Annotated in this window: 11 protein-coding genes; 8 read left to right on the top strand and 3 right to left on the bottom strand. The window is 45.7% G+C overall.

From position 1 onward, the window contains the following. The first annotated feature begins 178 nt into the window (after positions 1-178). The 7 genes from QE390_RS01855 (at position 179) to QE390_RS01825 (ending at position 10,132) form a co-directional block, all read left to right on the top strand. Positions 179-868 carry a response regulator transcription factor gene (locus tag QE390_RS01855; RefSeq protein WP_307140875.1) on the top strand — a complete coding sequence of 230 codons (690 nt, stop codon included), beginning with the start codon at positions 179-181 and terminating at the stop codon, positions 866-868. Between the two features lie 126 nt (positions 869-994). Then, the gene (locus QE390_RS01850; RefSeq protein ID WP_307140874.1) at positions 995-2,353 is read left to right on the top strand and encodes a HAMP domain-containing sensor histidine kinase; all 1,359 of its coding nucleotides are present in this window, start codon (positions 995-997) and stop codon (positions 2,351-2,353) included. Between the two features lie 359 nt (positions 2,354-2,712). Then, entirely contained in the window at positions 2,713-4,008 is a 1,296-nt protein-coding gene (locus QE390_RS01845) for a TolC family protein (RefSeq protein ID WP_307140873.1), read from the top strand. Further along, entirely contained in the window at positions 4,005-5,129 is a 1,125-nt protein-coding gene (locus tag QE390_RS01840; protein ID WP_307140872.1) for an efflux RND transporter periplasmic adaptor subunit, read from the top strand. Before QE390_RS01845 ends, QE390_RS01840 begins: the two co-directional genes overlap by 4 nt. A 13-nt stretch (positions 5,130-5,142) precedes the next feature. Further along, positions 5,143-8,253, top strand: a complete 3,111-nt coding sequence (locus QE390_RS01835) for an efflux RND transporter permease subunit (RefSeq protein WP_307140871.1) — start codon at positions 5,143-5,145, stop codon at positions 8,251-8,253. 501 nt (positions 8,254-8,754) lie between these two features. Then, the gene (locus QE390_RS01830; protein WP_307140870.1) at positions 8,755-9,831 is read left to right on the top strand and encodes a M4 family metallopeptidase; all 1,077 of its coding nucleotides are present in this window, start codon (positions 8,755-8,757) and stop codon (positions 9,829-9,831) included. Positions 9,832-9,835: 4 nt separating this feature from the next. Further along, positions 9,836-10,132 carry a protealysin inhibitor emfourin gene (locus QE390_RS01825; protein WP_307140869.1) on the top strand — a complete coding sequence of 99 codons (297 nt, stop codon included), beginning with the start codon at positions 9,836-9,838 and terminating at the stop codon, positions 10,130-10,132. A 455-nt stretch (positions 10,133-10,587) separates the two neighbouring features. Here the strand turns inward: QE390_RS01825 and QE390_RS01820 are convergent, their stop codons facing one another. From QE390_RS01820 to QE390_RS01810, 3 genes are all read right to left on the bottom strand, one after another. Then, a complete protein-coding gene (locus tag QE390_RS01820) occupies positions 10,588-11,340 on the bottom strand; it encodes an SDR family NAD(P)-dependent oxidoreductase (protein WP_307140868.1) in 753 nt (250 codons plus the stop codon). Positions 11,341-11,404: 64 nt separating this feature from the next. Next, complete coding sequence (locus QE390_RS01815) at positions 11,405-11,701, bottom strand: chaperone modulator CbpM (protein ID WP_307140867.1); 297 nt, start codon at positions 11,699-11,701, stop codon at positions 11,405-11,407. 1 nt (position 11,702) lies between these two features. After that, the gene (locus tag QE390_RS01810; RefSeq protein WP_307140866.1) at positions 11,703-12,638 is read right to left on the bottom strand and encodes a J domain-containing protein; all 936 of its coding nucleotides are present in this window, start codon (positions 12,636-12,638) and stop codon (positions 11,703-11,705) included. 617 nt (positions 12,639-13,255) lie between these two features. Here QE390_RS01810 and QE390_RS01805 point away from each other — a divergent pair. Beyond that, positions 13,256-15,685, top strand: a complete 2,430-nt coding sequence (locus QE390_RS01805) for an ABC transporter permease (RefSeq protein ID WP_307140865.1) — start codon at positions 13,256-13,258, stop codon at positions 15,683-15,685. Positions 15,686-15,704 lie beyond the last annotated feature (19 nt).

The following is a 15,704-nucleotide window of genomic DNA, read 5'->3' as shown; positions in this document are numbered from 1 at the left end:
TTTTTTACGTTTGGGGTAAAGACGTAAACAGAGCCTCAAACGTTGCATTGATGAGGATTTGCCTGCAAAGAGAAAGTGGCCTTGAGTGCACTAGGAAAGTTTTACAAGCTTACTTGAACAATAGAAACCTACATTTGTCTTTTCAGCAGTGGTCGTTGGACGAAACTAGTTAATGCATATGCCTAAAATATTGTTGGTAGAGGATGATAGTCGGGTGGCTTCTTTTGTGGAAAAAGGCCTTCGGGAAAAGTTATTTCAGGTGAAGCACGTGGAGAAAGGTTATGAGGCCGTTGAAGAATGCCTGCATCAGGAATATGATGCAATCATTCTGGATATTATGCTGCCTGATCTGGACGGGTTTGATGTGTGTCGGACCATTCGCCGCCGGGAAATCAATGTGCCCGTCATTATGCTGAGTGCTCTGAATACACCCGAAGAAAAAATTCAGGGGCTGGAAGCCGGAGCGGATGATTACCTGGGTAAGCCCTTCAATTTTCTGGAGTTAATCGCCCGGATTAATGCTCAGTTGCGTCGAAAATCATTCGAAAAGGGAAATTTCGATCAGTACGTATATCATGATTTAACGATTAATCTGGATCGGCATATCGTAAAACGAGGTGATACGGAAATTACCTTATCGCCCCGTGAGTTTAAGTTACTTTTGTTCTTTATGCAAAATAAAGAACGCGTGGTGACGCGGGCAGAAATTGCCGAAGCAGCCTGGGACTTAAACTTTGATACCAATACTAACGTTGTCGATGTATATATTAATTATTTGAGAAATAAACTCGATAAAGGATACGATGCCAAGTTTATTCAAACGATTAAAGGGAGAGGCTATTTGTTTGAGAAATATGAGGAAAGTTAGTTGTGAGTTTGAAGTTGTTATGACTTTTTAATTGCTAATTTTTTTCTGCCACATGCTAAGAAAGTTAATTGTAATAGAACCCTAAAAGAAGTATAATATTTGTTGTTATAGTATTGTAATCAGAAAATGAGACTTCGATTTAAACTTACTTTACAATCTACCTTAATATTCGCTTTAACCCTGGCGATTGTCTTTGTGGGGACATATGTCATTTTTAAACAACATACGACTCATATCTTCTTTAATAAACTTACAGATCGGGCTTTAATTGCGGGATTTGTTTACTTTGAAAAAGACGAAGCAACCAAGTTGAATTATAGCAAACAGGAGTCTATTTACCGGGTTCCTTTAGTGGATGAAATTGTACAGGTGTATGATACCACAGGGAAATTAATCTTCGTCGATCATGGTCCGGCCTTAGCTGTTAGTGAACAGCGAGTGAATGAAATATTTCATAAAAAAGAGGTTGATTTTTATCAGGATGGCCGACAGTGTGCCGGGATTTATTATCAGGATAATCAGGGGGATTTCGTTATCATCAGTTCTGGTATAAACGTCACCGGGCAGGAACGGCTGCGGAATCTGGGTATTACCATGATCTGCTTTTTCTTTGGAGGAATCGCTATTAATTTTCTTTTAAATGCCTGGCTATCCAAGCGAACGTTTCGGCCTTTCACGGAAGTCATCGATCAGGTTAATAGTATTACGGCGGAAAACCTGCACTTGAGATTACCCCAGCAAAACGGATCGAAGGAGGATGAGTTACAAAAGGTAATCGCGACTTTTAATTACTTTCTGGAGCGATTGGAAGTGAGTGTAAAGAGTCAGAAACATTTTTTGAAACACGCTTCTCACGAATTAAAAACTCCCTTGGCAGCCCTGATTGGAGAGTTGCAAGTGAACCTTCAGGAAAAAAGAACAGAAGAGGAATACCAACATCTGCTGGTTAACCTGCTGGACGATGCCCAGCACTTGAAAGCCATTATGGAAGGGTTATTAACCTTATCTGGACTGGAATCAAATCGTACATTCCCTATCCATAAAATTCAGATGGATGATGTATTGTGGGATGTGTTAGGTAAAATAAAAATCACGCATCCTCATTCTATTATTACCGTTGAAGTAATAGCCGAACAGGAAGATACGAATTGGTTAATCGTCGAAGGAAATGAAGTTTTACTTTCGATGGTATTAACCAACCTCATTGAAAATGCGATTAAATTTTCTAAAAATGAACCGATCGTTATTGCCTTAAATTACACGCGTCATCTACAGATTAGCATTAAAGATCAGGGAATAGGAATTATCCACGAGGATAAGGATCGGATTTTTGATTTATTTTACCGGGGTACTAATGTGAATGCAGTGACGGGTCATGGCATGGGTCTTCATTTAACCAAACGAATTCTGGATTTACACGGTTTTCATTTAAGCTATCAATCCGTAATAAATCAGGGGTCTACTTTTGTAATTGATTTTAGCTAGTTTATTTAGTGAACTAACGTTTTGAGTACAAAGAATTTCTAATGAAATAACTTCTCAGAAGTTTTAAATTTTCTGGAGCTACCGTTAATGGCCACTTTCATAATATAAACCTGGCATCCAGAGTGAAGCGAAGGACCCCCTGCAAGAATGGGAAACGTTTCTTTGCAAAGAGTAACCATAACCAAGCATTAGGGTTGACAGACGGGGCGTAATAGGGTACGTATTAAATACTCTCAAACGCTACAGACCAGGCTAGATTAAAGAACTCTAATCTACTTCCAATCCACTTCTAATACTCCCGTTAATTTCGCCTTAATGTTGCCGATGCTGTTTTGTACTGATATTGTAATCGGTACACCATGCGTTTCCTCTTTTTTTTCTTTTTTCTACTCACGATAGGCAACAGTTGGGCTCAGACGGTTCCAGTAGATACCATGCGTGTGTCCCGGAGCCAGGCTGAACAGCTTTTTCTGACTAAAAACCTGCGTCTCATCGCCGAAAAGCTAACGATTTCACAGGCGGAAGCTCAGATACTACAGGCGAAAGCCTGGCCCAATCCTAACTTTTCTATTGATCAGGTCAATCTTTGGGCTACTCAGCGACAAACGCGGGGCGAAGAAGTCGTGCCGCCCCTAGGGAAAAACTTTGGTCGGAATCAGCAGTTCGCTTTTGATCTGGAGCAACTCATCCTGACGGCGGGCAAACGTCGCAAGATGGTAGCCATTGAAAAAGTGAACCGCGATCGTTCGGAGCAGTATTTCCTTGATTTACTGGTTTCGCTCAAAGCAGAATTCCGTAATCTGCTGACCGAATTAACCTACGATCAGCAGGAAAAACAGTTATTGAACAACCAGTTAACGATTCTTTCCGAGGTGCTTCGGGCTCAGGAACGGCAATACCAGAACGGTAACTTGTCCAAGGCTGAATACTTCAGAATTAAGTCTCTGGAGCTGGAGCTAATGGATGATGTGCGGGAGCGGGAAAACGAAATACAGCAATCCCAGCAGCAGCTCAAAACGCTAATGGCCTTGCCCGCAGAAACGTATCTGATTATTAATGATGGGTCTGCTCTACCGGCCTATGCCGTATTGAAGCAGGGCGGTTTTCAGTTTTTCAAACAGCGGGTAAGTGAAGATCCCCCACGCTTGCGGGCGGCTCAAAGCGAGGTGGACTACGCGAAAGCTCAACATTACTACGAACAAGCCAGGAAGACACCAGACTTAATGCTAAAGGCAGGGTATGACCGCAACGGCAATACCATGCTGGATTTTCTCGGCTTTGGCGTTTCAGCAGATATACCCGTTTTTGACCGGAACAAAGGCAATATTCTTTCCAGCAAAATTGAAATCGAAAAGACCAGTCACCAGTTACAGGAGGCTCGGAATGAGTGGCAAAATCAACTCTTTAAAGCCTACGCCAATTTCGTAGCATCGAGTGATTTCTACGAACGGCTGGATGCCCGTTACGCTACCGAACTCAACGATTTGAGCGAATCCGTCAGTCGGAATTTTCAGAAGAAAAACATTAGTCTGCTGGAGTTCCTCAACTACTTCGAAGCCTTCCGGGCCAACCGCGAAACGCTGCTGAAGGCCAATAAAAATCTACGAAACTCATTGGAAGAACTTAATTATTTAGCTGGAACAGACCTACCATGAAGCTAATGTATTCTACACTCAATGGCCTGATAGTAGCTCTGTTAGGCGGGCTGGTTCTGAGTTGCAACCAAAAACCAGAACCACAGACCCAAACGGCTGCTCCAAAGGCAGACTCTACGAATTGTTTCGCCAAAGAAGTAACGGCACAAACTACGGAAGTTCATGCTTCGACGCCAATTCAGAAAATCTCACTGACGGGTAAAGTCAACTATAACCCCGACAGAGTGGTGAAGTTCGTGCCTTTGCTGGATGGCGTAGCCAGTAAGGTAAACTTTGCTCTGGGCGACTATGTGAAACAAGGCCAGGTATTACTGGAACTGCGGAGTTCGGAATTAACGAATCTGAGTTCGGAGTTAAAAACGGCTCAGGCTACGCTGCGAACGGCAGAGCGAAATCTATCCTCCGTGAAGGATATGTATGAGGACAAACTGGCCACTGAGAAAGAACTCGTGCAGGCGGAAAGTGAAGTAGACGTAGCCAAGCAAAGCATCATTAAAGCCCAGGAAACCCTGAATCTTTACGGTGGAAGTCTGGAAAAGGGCGTATTAGTAGTTCGGGCCGCCAGCAATGGATATATCGTTGAAAAAAACATCGTGGTCGGGCAACAGGTAGAAGCCGGAACGGAAGCCTTATTCACCATTTCTGACCTGAAACAGGTATGGGTGACGGCCAATATATACGCCGGGCAACTGGATCAGGTAAAAGAAGGAATGCCCGTAGAAATTACGACGACGGCGTATCCGAACACCGTTTTTCACGGAAAAATCAGTCGTTTTGCGAATGTCTTCGATCCGAATGAACGCGTGCTGAAAGCCCAGATTTTTCTGGATAATCCCGGCCTATTACTCAAACCTGAAATGTTTGTGATTATTCGGGTTCAGAAAACGGGCAAAGAAACGACCCTGGCAGTGCCGACCAAAGCCGTAGTATTTGATGACGATCGCTACTTCGTGGTTCAGTATGAGGATGAATGCCACCTCAAACTTGTCCATCTGACGCCACTTTTTCAAAACGCTGATTCTACCTATTTCCACGGTGGTATTCAGGTTGGAGAAAAAATCCTAGTGAAGAATCAACTGCTGGTGTATAACCAACTGAAGCAAATTAAAGCCGCAAATTGAGGCTCGTAGCGTTATGTCCAAATTTGTCGAAAAGATTGTAGCCTTTTCCCTCAAAAACCACATTCTGGTCTTTTTTATGACCTTTTTGCTGGTAGGAGCAGGGGTCATTAGCTACATAAATACTCCCATTGAAGCCTTCCCCGACGTAACCAATACACGGGTACGGATCATTACTCAGTGGCCCGGACGCAGTGCGGAGGAGGTAGAAAAATTCGTAACATTGCCCATTACCCGGGAAATGAATACGATTCCGAAAAAGACTGAAGTACGTTCCGTTTCACTATTCGGGTTATCAGTAGTAACGGTACTGTTTGATGAACGCGTCGATGATTTTTACGCTCAGCAATATGCTTCCAACCGGATTAATAACGTCAATTTACCTGAAGGAGCCGATGCCGGAATTGAACCTCCCGCCGGAGCTACGGGTGAGATTTTTCGTTACGTGCTGAAAGGTGATTTACCCATTCGGGAGCTGTCTGCTTTGCAGGAATGGGTCGTTGAACGCGAATTAGTAGGCGTGCCCGGTGTGGCTCAGGTTGTGAGTTTTGGCGGTGAAGAAAAGATCTATGAAATTCAGGTAGATCCCGTCGAATTAGCCAACTATAACCTGACTTCGCTAGATGTTTTCGAAGCCGTCTCCAAGAGTAATATCAACGTTGGGGGCGATGTCATCACCAAAGGCAATCAGGCTTATGCCGTTCGGGGCGTAGGTTTGCTGGAAAGTACGGCGGATATTGAGAACATCCTTATCGAAAACGTAAACGGCACCCCCGTAACCGTTGGTAATGTGGCGAAAGTATCCATTACGGCCAAGCCGCGTTTGGGGCAGGTGGGTTTACAGGATGAAGATGATTTGGTGGAGGGCGTAGTGATTATGTTACGCGGCGAAAATCCAAGCAAGGTGATTGAAAATCTGAAGTTGAAAATTGAAGATCTCAACCATCGGATTTTACCCAAAGGCGTAAAAATTGAGCCTTTCCACGATCGTTCTGAATTGGTAAGTACAACGGTGGATACCGTGACGCATAACCTCGTTGAAGGAATCGTGCTGGTTTCGGTGTTCGTTTTCATCTTTCTGGTCAACTGGCGAACCACAGTAATCGTCGCTTCGGTCATTCCGCTGGCTTTCCTCTTCGCCATCATTATGTTACGAATCCAGGGCATTCCAGCCAACCTGATTTCCATTGGGGCCGTCGATTTTGGCTTGCTGTTGGAAGGGACGATGGTGATCGTGGAAACAGTCTTTGTGGGGCTGGACAGGCGGGCTCACGAATTGGGCATGGAACGATTTAATAAAATCTCCAAACTAGGAATTATCAAGCAAAGTGCCCGTACGGTAGCCAAGTCCATCTTCTTCGCTCAGATTATCCTGATTGTGGCCCTGTTACCCATTTTCACGTTTCAGAAAGTAGAAGGCAAGATGTTTACACCACTGGCTTTCACGCTGGGTTATGCCCTGATTGGTTCGGCCCTGTTGAGTTTGACTTACGTGCCTGCCATGTGTAAGGTATTGTTAACGAAAAACATCAAAGACCCCGAAAACCCGATTACCGATTTCTTCCGCAATGGCATTTATAAACTCTTTGCGGGGGCATTCAAAATGCCTAAAACAACCATCGCCATTTTTATTGGAGCATTTGCCATCTGTGTATTAAGCTTTGGTCGGTTGGGCTCTGAATTCATTCCCAAGCTCAATGAAGGAGCTTTGTACATTCGAGCCACTTTACCCAATAGCGTCAGCCTTCAGGAATCAGTAAAGCTAACCAAAGAAATGAAGGCGAAATTTCGCTCGTTTGAAGAGGTTCGCTTCGTATTAACGCAGACGGGCCGCCCCAATGACGGAACTGATCCAACCGGATTTTTCAACGTAGAATTTCACGTGCAGTTGCACCCGAAGGATCACTGGAAACGGAAAATTTCCAAGGAAGAGTTATTAGAAGAAATGGAAAAATCACTCAGTATCTATCCCGGAACCATTTTCAGTTTTAGTCAGCCGATTATGGATAACGTCGAGGAATACGTGGCAGGTGTGAAAAGTTCACTGGTGGTGAAAGTGTTTGGAGACGATTTATTCCAGCTCGAAAAAACGGCTGACCAGATTGCGGCAGCGATTAAAGATGTGCCCGGCGTGCAGGACTTGAACGTATTTCGAAACATTGGATCGCCCGAATTACGCGTCAAGTTCGATGAAAAACGCATGGGCCGTTACGGGGTAAGCATGGCCGATGCCCAGTCTGTGATCGAAATGGCCATTGGCGGAAAAGGGGCCTCCCATTTTTACGAAAATGAACGCCTGTTCGACATTCGGATTCGCTATGCAGAATCGTTCCGGCAGTCGGAAAAAGAGATTGCTAACATTCTGGTGCCAGCGAATGGAACGTCGAAGGTGCCGCTGTACGAAATTGCGGATATTTCTTTCCATACGGGACCCGCCTTTATTTACCGAGAAGGCAGTAGTCGATACATCGCCATTGGTTTCTCCGTTCGGGGCCGCGATTTGGGAAGCACCATCCAAGAGGCTCAGCAGAAGGTAAACGAAAAGGTAACCTTACCCGATTCGTATCAGATGAGTTGGGCGGGGGAATTTGAAAGTCAGCAGCGGGCCACGGGTCGTTTAGCAGTCATCGTTCCCATTTCGTTGTTAATGATTTTCTTTCTGTTGTACATCAACTTCGGAAATCTCAAAGACACAATGATTTCGCTGGTAACCATTCCGTTTGCCTTTGTCGGCGGATTCCTTTCGCTTTATTTGACAAACACCATTTTTGGAATTTCGGCAGGAATCGGTTTCATCATTCTTTTTGGGGTAGGAACCATCGACGGAATTATTCTCATCGGGGTCATGAAAGACCTATTACGAAGGGGATATACACTGAAAAAAGCCATTAAAGAAGGCGTTTTTTCGCGGATTCGTCCAGTATTTATGATTGCCGTAATGGGTTCGGCGGGGCTATTACCAGCAGCCATGTCCACCGGTATGGGCTCCGAAATTCAGAAACCGCTGGCCATTATGATCGTAGGGGGATTGATCATCTGTATGATTCTTTCGCTGATTGTATTGCCGCAGGTATTCTATTTAGCCTACCGACCCGGACTGCGAAAACGCGGGATCGCTGATGAGTAAAAACCAATAAGAGTGCCTTTTAAATCTGGGTGGATGGACTAGTCTAACACCCAGATTTTTTATGTCTAAAACTGGATAGAGCAATAGGAGTGAATGTCTACTTTTTAGGTAATGGGTGACTTACCTGACCGCTGCCATCGTGGCCCGGCTAGCTTTTTGCTGGCAGCAAGAGCTAGGGATTATAGAGTTAGCAGAGCCCCAAGTGGTTGCTGCCAGCGAAAAGACTGGCAGTGGTTAAGTTCACTTTTTAAAATAGAAATCTCTCTACTCAAGTCACTGTCATCGTAGCCGCTGCCAGCTTTTCTGCTGGCAGCAGGAGTTAGGGATTATAGAGTTAGTATGGTTAGGTGGTTGCTGTCAGCGGAAAAAGCTGGCCGGGCCACGATGACCGCTGCTGAGTTGGGGCAGCCGTGTTAAAATTTATCTTGGGCCGGTTTTTTTCATAAATTGAGGGAAGCTAATGTCTACCTAAAATTTTACCAATCTTTGAACCTGGCTTGTATGTGTAACCAACCTCATCGTCACTCCATTCATTGTATTGTGCCGCCTTACATGACGGATCAACTGGTTCGGTCATCAAATCCTGAAATACGGGACCGGGCTCTGGCTACGCTCAAAATTTCGGCGGCTTTTCGGGCGGAGCGTAAATTTGCTCAGTCTTTTCCTAGTTTAATGGTTTATGCCTTATCCGCCGAGCAGGGCAAAAATCGTTTGATTTATGATGCCCGTCAGACGGATAATCTGATGAATACCATTGTGCGAAAAGAAGGCGAGCCCGCTGGAGAAGATGTGGCGGTAAATGAGGCTTACGATTACTCGGGGGACACGTATGACTTCTTTGAAAAGCTGTTTCAACGCAATTCACTCGATGACAAAGGTATGACGCTGATTTCTACCGTTCACGTCGCTGAATCGGACTATCGAGGCGGTTACGTATCCATGAGTAATGCTTTCTGGAACGGGGAGTTGATGGCCTACGGTGATGGAGATGGAATTATCTTTAACCGATTTACGCAATCCCTGGACGTGGTAGGGCATGAGTTAACGCATGGCGTTCAGTCGTTTACCAGCAACCTGAATTATTACGGTCAGCCGGGAGCCTTGAACGAGCACTTCTCGGACGTTTTTGGTATTCTGATTCGTCAATGGAAAAAGCAGGAAAGTGCCGCGACTGCCAACTGGACGATTGGCTCAGAAGTATTAGTTCCAGCAGAAACACGTCGCGGCATCCGTGATATGCTAAATCCGGGCAAAGCTTACGTAGATGACCCCGATTTAGGCACCGATCCACAGCCTGGGCACATGAATAACTTATATACTGGACCTTACGATAACAATGGCGTTCATATCAACTCGGGTATTCCAAACCGGGTTTTTGCGTTGGTAGCTACTGAGTTGGGAGGTAACGCCTGGGAAGTAGCGGGCCGCATCTGGTATGATACCCTGCTGCAATTAACCAGCTCCAGTCAGTTTAAAGACTGTGCCCGACTAACGATTCAGAATGCAGGGAGTCTTTTTGGCGAAGCTGAGCAAAAAGTAGTTCAGAATGCCTGGAAAACGGTAGGATTGACGGTATAGAAGCATGAAAGTTCAGCTCAAACAGTCTGGCGGCTTTATGGGGGCATTGAAAGAATGCACGCTGGACACGCACGCACTCGAACCCGAAGAGGCGGATACCATTCGGGATTCTGTCCAAAGAACGGACTGGAATCAGGCGGATCAGGATTCTGGAAAGCATCGGGACGGCTATCATTATTATTTGCTAGTGGAAGACCAGCAGCAAACGTATACCGCTGAATACACCGATCAAACTTTACCCGAATCGCTAAAACCACTGATTGGGATTTTGAAAAGGTATCTAAAGGCAGGTCGGTTTTAAGACAAAAATGATTCTAGTTCAGTCATCGCCATCATGGCCCGGCCAGCCTTTTCGCTGGTAGCGGGAGTTAGGGATTATAGAACTAGTAAGGCCCCAGGTGGTTGCTGCCAGCGAAAAGGCTGGCAGCGACAAGGTTAGCTTTTAAAACAGAAATCTCTCTATTCAAGTTACATTCATCGTGGCCGCTGCCAGCTTTTCTGCTGGCAGCAGAAATTAGGGATTATGGAATTAACAGAGCCATAAGTGGTTGCTGCCAGCAGAAAAGCTGGCAGCGGGAGCTAGGGATTATAGAACTAGTAGGGCCCCAGGTGGTTACTGCCAGCAGAAAGGCTGGCTGGGCTACGATGGCAGCGGTGGAGGTAGCCGTATAAAAATCAGAAAGCGGTTAGTAAGCTTGATTTGCTTACTAACCGCTTCTTAAACTTCTCTGAAACTTATTTTGGGTTATTCAAACCTTACTGAGCCAGATAACCACCGTCTACTGGATAATAAGCACCTGTTACAAATGATGCTTTATCTGAACTTAACCAGAGGACAATTTCTGCTACTTCTTCGGGCGTACCCAAGCGATTCATGGCGTGTTTGGCCGATAAAGCATCAATGGCTTCCTGATTCATATTCTGGGAAATCAGCGGAGTATTAATAAAGGCAGGACCTACGGCATTCACCCGAACCCCTTTCGTACCGTACTCCAGACCCGCATTTTTGGTCAGACCTACCACGCCGTGTTTGGCCGCTACATAGGCGGAAGAATTTGCAAAACCCACCTGTCCTAAAATCGAGGCAATGTTTACAACCGAACCACCACCTGATTGCAGAATGGCCGGAATCTGGTAACGCATGCCATAAAAAACACCCGAAAGGTTAATGCTGATGACCTTATCCCAGGCTGCAATATCATATTCGCCCACGGGAGCCGAAGGTCCGCCTACTCCGGCGTTATTACAACTGATGTGTAAGGCACCGTATGTATCCAGCGTTTGTTTGACCAGGGCTTCGTTCTCTTCGGGCTTGGACGTATCGGCTTTCACGAAAAAAGCATCGCCGCCCGCCTGCTGGATGAGTGAAACGGTTTCATTCCCGCCGTTTTCATTAATATCTGAAACGACTACTTTGGCTCCTTCTTTAGCATAGGAAAGAGCAATGGCACGACCAATGCCCGAACCAGCACCCGTTACTAAAGGAACTTTATTTTCTAATGTTTTCATGGTATCAAGTACTTAAGGTAAATAAACGAACACTTAATAAGTGTACTTATATACTGAACAGTAATTAAACCCGAGTAGTGCCGTAAATGTTATTCCTTAACAAAGAAATTTCCCGCTGAAGCGATTCCACCTTCTCAATCAGATTGGCGATGACGTCCAGCCCTTCGAGGTTAATGTTCAGGTCGTAGTGCAGCCGGATGAACTTCTCCAGCCGGGGAATAGTATCTTCATGGATGTAAGTAACTTCCTGAATATTCGTTAATTCTAGTAAGCCGTAATCCTGTAACGATTCCACAAAAGTGATTTCGATATCGTAATGCGAGCAGCAGTCGCGGAGGGTAATCCATTCTGTTGTTGCCATCTTACAATTGAGCTATTTCCTTAAACAATTCCTTTTGTCGGTCCGTCAGGTTCGTAGGTATTTTGATATTCCAGGTAATAATCAAATCACCAAACTCACCTTCTTTTTTGTACACGGGAAAGCCCTTGCCCCGCAACCGGACTTTCGTTCCGTTCTGCGTTTCTGGCTTGATGGGAATTTTAACCTTGCCATTGAGCGTCTCAATCGTTACATCACCGCCCAGAATAGCCGTGTATAAGTCCAGGTCAAAAGTGGCTTGTAAGTCATTACCCTGACGTTTGAAAACGGGGTCTTCGGCAATTTTAAAAGTAATGTACAGATCGCCGTCCGGCCCGCCATTTTGTCCTGGAGCACCGTACCCCTTAAGCTTAATGACCTGTTCATGAGCAACGCCCGCCGGAATGGTAATGCGAATGTTCTTGCCATTGACGGTAAGGGTTTGCTTGTGCGTTTCATAAACGTCCCGGAGATTTAACTGGAGTTCGGCGTTATAATCCTGTCCACGGAAACGCGACTGCGTCCGGCGGCTACTTCCACCCTGATTACCAAACATCGACTGGAAGAAGTCAGAGAAATTATCTCCCGTAAATTCGGAATAGTCACCAGCGTCACCGCCAAACCAACTACCGCCGCCCCCTCCAGAACCACCACTAGCTCCGGCGTTGGCTCCCTGAGCTCGTCGGGCCTGTTCGTAGGCTTCGTATTGCTCGGCTTGCTGCCAGTTCTCCCCGTACTTGTCGTATTTTTTTCTTTTCTCAGGATCGCTCAAAACCTCATTCGCTTCATTTACCTGCTGAAATTTAAGCGTAGCTTCGGCGTCGTTAGGGTTAACGTCAGGATGGTATTTTCGGGCCAGTTTCCGATACGCTTTCTTAATGGCGTCGTCGGAAGCAGATTTATCCAGACCCAAAATCTGATAATAATCAATGAAGGCCATATACTTTTTTCTTTCGGTTGAATACACGACTGCTGTAATGACAAAGTGTCAAATAGACAGGTGTAGTATTTATAAAATTAGCGAAAAATATATGCCAATTGGTATGAGTAGGGGGTGATTATTGGTGAGAAATGGAATCAAATAAATAGGTCATAAAATAGTCTCTCACTTCAACGAGCCAAGTAGTAGAGACGCGATTAATCGCGTCTGGGTAGAGGCGGTTTTTGTTATCCGTCAGATTTCTACTGCCCAAGTTGGTATCCCCACGCAACCATTATGCTTTTATGAATGTCTGGTGGAGACACCAGCCATGGCGAGAAATAGGTAATGAAATGGTTTATCCCCCCAACAAACGTTCAGCTACACTAGTGATTTCTTAGCATCAGACGGCCAGAGGTCTACAGCCAGGTTGTCACTCGGCAGAGCCGAGCGACTGCGGACGATGCAGTCGCATCTGGGTAGAAGTAATGTGCTGTCCGGTATCGAACTACTGACTGTTCATTATCGAACAACAAAATCCTTTTTTAAATATTAAATTACTGATAATCAAATCATTGTATATAAATATGGGATTGCGGCATAAAAATTGAACACCCCTGGCAAAAGAATCGCGAGTTATGCTTAGAAACTACTTCATCGTTGCCTGGCGGAATTTGGTTCGGAATCGGGCCTTCACGCTGATTAATATTACGGGGTTGGCTTTAGGGCTGGCCACCTGTCTGTTGATTATGCTTTTCGTAACGGATGAGCTAAGTTATGATCGCTTTCACGAAAAAGCAGATCGCATCGTTCGGGTGGTATTTAGGGGAAATACCCAGGGCGGAGCCATCAAAGACGCTCACGTCATGCCTCCAACGGCTCGTACGCTGAGAAGTACCTTTCCTGAGGTGGAACAGGCCACCCGCTTCCGCATGGCCGGAAAGCCTTTCGTAAGTTATGGGAACAAGAGTCTGCGGGAAAGTGTACTGGTTTATGCCGATTCAAACATTTTTCAGGTCTTTACTTTGCCTCTTTTAAAAGGTAATCCGAAGACGGCTCTGATTAAACCTTCGTCGATAGTAATCTCGGAAACGGTGGCTCGAAAATATTTCGGTGAGGCCGACCCCGTTGGAAAAGTGCTGGAAATAAAAGACTGGAAAAGCTCTTTTCAGGTGACGGGTGTCATGCAGGACATTCCCGAAAATTCACACGTTCATTTCGATATGCTAGCTTCAATGGCAGGTTTGGCCGAAGCTCAGTCTAACTCCTGGATGACCTCCGAGTTTTTTACCTATCTCGTCCTCCGGGAAGGATCGGATTACAAAAAGCTGGAAGCCAAATTACCCAAGGTCGTCGCTTCAAAACTCGGGCCGCAACTGGAAAAAGCCTTTGGCATGAGCTATGCAGATTTCTGGAAAAAGGGTAACTCAGTGGGGCTGTTTCTGCAACCCATCACCGACATTCACCTGCATTCTGATTTTCCCTACGATCTTTCTGCTCCCGGAAATGCCCAGACGGTGTACATCGCCGGGGCCATCGCTCTGTTGATGTTACTCGTTGCCTGCATCAACTTTATGAATTTGTCTTCGGCAGGGGCCTCCAAACGAGCTCGCGAAGTAGGCATTCGCAAGGTATTAGGCTCGGCTCAGTCGGAGTTAATGCGTCAGTTTTTGTTTGAATCCATTTTACTGACGGGTATTGCCTTATTTCTGGCGTTATGGATGGTCGATTTGGCTCTACCCGCCTTTAACCAACTGTCAGGGAAGCATTTAGGAATCCCACTTCTAATTAACCCACTTGTGTTACTGGGCTTGGTCTTGCTGGTAGTAGTTGTGGGCTTACTGGCGGGCAGTTACCCCGCGTTTTTCCTTTCTTCCTTTAAACCTTTATCCGTTTTGAAAGGTGGAGGGAATACGATTAAAATGGGGCAGGGAAGTCTGAGTTTTAGAAATGGACTTGTCGTGTTTCAGTTCTTCATATCCATTGCCCTGATGATTTGCACAACGGTGGTCTATCGTCAGCTCTCGTTTATTGAACATAAGGAACTGGGCTATCAGAAAGAAGAGGTAATTATTCTGCCCGAAACCTGGGCTTTACATCAGAACCAGGCGGCGTTTCGTCAGCGATTATCAGGCGATTCACGCATACAGTCCATTAGCTCTTCCGAATTTATTCCGGCAGGACCCAGCAGTAATAATAACTTCTTTGTAGCTCCCGATCGTAACCCCGACTTGCTCGTTAAAACCCTGCGGTACGATGTTGATCCACAGTACATTCCAACGTTGGGTATTCAGGTCGTAGAAGGGCGGAATTTTTCCGAAAAGTTCGCTACCGATTCATCGGGTATTATTCTTAACGAAGCGGCCGTTCGCTCGCTGGGCTGGAAAGGTAATGTGCTTGGTCGTACGGTAACGAGCCGGGAAAATAATGGAATAGCTACCACCTATCGGGTTATTGGTGTGGTGAAAGACTTTCATTTTCGGTCCTTACACGAGCTTATTACTCCGCTGGTTATGATTCAGAATAGCCAGGCCGGGAACCTGATTATCAAAACGAAAACCAGAGATCTGGCGGGCTTACTGCAAACCATGCAACGGGAATGGAACCGTTACCCCTCGGAGGTTCCCTTCAGTTATTCTTTCCTGAATGATCGTTTTTCGAATACGTATCAGGAGGAACAGAAAACGGGAACGATCCTGAGCATTTTTGCGGGTTTAACCATCTTCGTAGCTTGCCTGGGACTCTTTGGCTTAGCCACGTTCACCGCCCAGCAACGGACGAAAGAGATTGGCGTTCGTAAAGTATTAGGGGCTTCAACGGGGAGTATTCTGGCCCTGCTCTCCCGCGATTTTCTTAAACTGGTAGGTATTGCCTTTCTGATGGCTATTCCGCTGGCCTGGTACGCCATGAACGAATGGCTTCAGGATTTTGCCTACCGCATTTCGCTGGAATGGTGGGTGTTTGCGGTGGCAGGTTTGCTGGCCATTGCCATTGCTCTCATTACAGTAAGTTTTCAGAGCGTCAAGGCGGCTTTGGTTAATCCGGTGAAAAGTCTGAAATCGGAATAAACGTAAGTAAACGTAGCGT

The organism is Siphonobacter sp. SORGH_AS_1065, assembly GCF_030818595.1.
Taxonomy (GTDB): Bacteria; Bacteroidota; Bacteroidia; order Cytophagales; family Spirosomataceae; genus Siphonobacter.
This window is presented reverse-complemented; position numbering and strand designations above follow the sequence as displayed.

Coding starts and splice junctions, on each gene's coding strand:
- QE390_RS01815 (WP_307140867.1), bottom strand. CDS start 11,701: ATGGCAACAACAGAATGGATTACCCTCCGCGACTGCTGCTCGCATTAC.
- QE390_RS01845 (WP_307140873.1), top strand. CDS start 2,713: ATGCGTTTCCTCTTTTTTTTCTTTTTTCTACTCACGATAGGCAACAGT.
- QE390_RS01835 (WP_307140871.1), top strand. CDS start 5,143: ATGTCCAAATTTGTCGAAAAGATTGTAGCCTTTTCCCTCAAAAACCAC.
- QE390_RS01825 (WP_307140869.1), top strand. CDS start 9,836: ATGAAAGTTCAGCTCAAACAGTCTGGCGGCTTTATGGGGGCATTGAAA.
- QE390_RS01855 (WP_307140875.1), top strand. CDS start 179: ATGCCTAAAATATTGTTGGTAGAGGATGATAGTCGGGTGGCTTCTTTT.
- QE390_RS01830 (WP_307140870.1), top strand. CDS start 8,755: ATGTGTAACCAACCTCATCGTCACTCCATTCATTGTATTGTGCCGCCT.
- QE390_RS01820 (WP_307140868.1), bottom strand. CDS start 11,340: ATGAAAACATTAGAAAATAAAGTTCCTTTAGTAACGGGTGCTGGTTCG.
- QE390_RS01840 (WP_307140872.1), top strand. CDS start 4,005: ATGAAGCTAATGTATTCTACACTCAATGGCCTGATAGTAGCTCTGTTA.
- QE390_RS01850 (WP_307140874.1), top strand. CDS start 995: ATGAGACTTCGATTTAAACTTACTTTACAATCTACCTTAATATTCGCT.
- QE390_RS01805 (WP_307140865.1), top strand. CDS start 13,256: ATGCTTAGAAACTACTTCATCGTTGCCTGGCGGAATTTGGTTCGGAAT.
- QE390_RS01810 (WP_307140866.1), bottom strand. CDS start 12,638: ATGGCCTTCATTGATTATTATCAGATTTTGGGTCTGGATAAATCTGCT.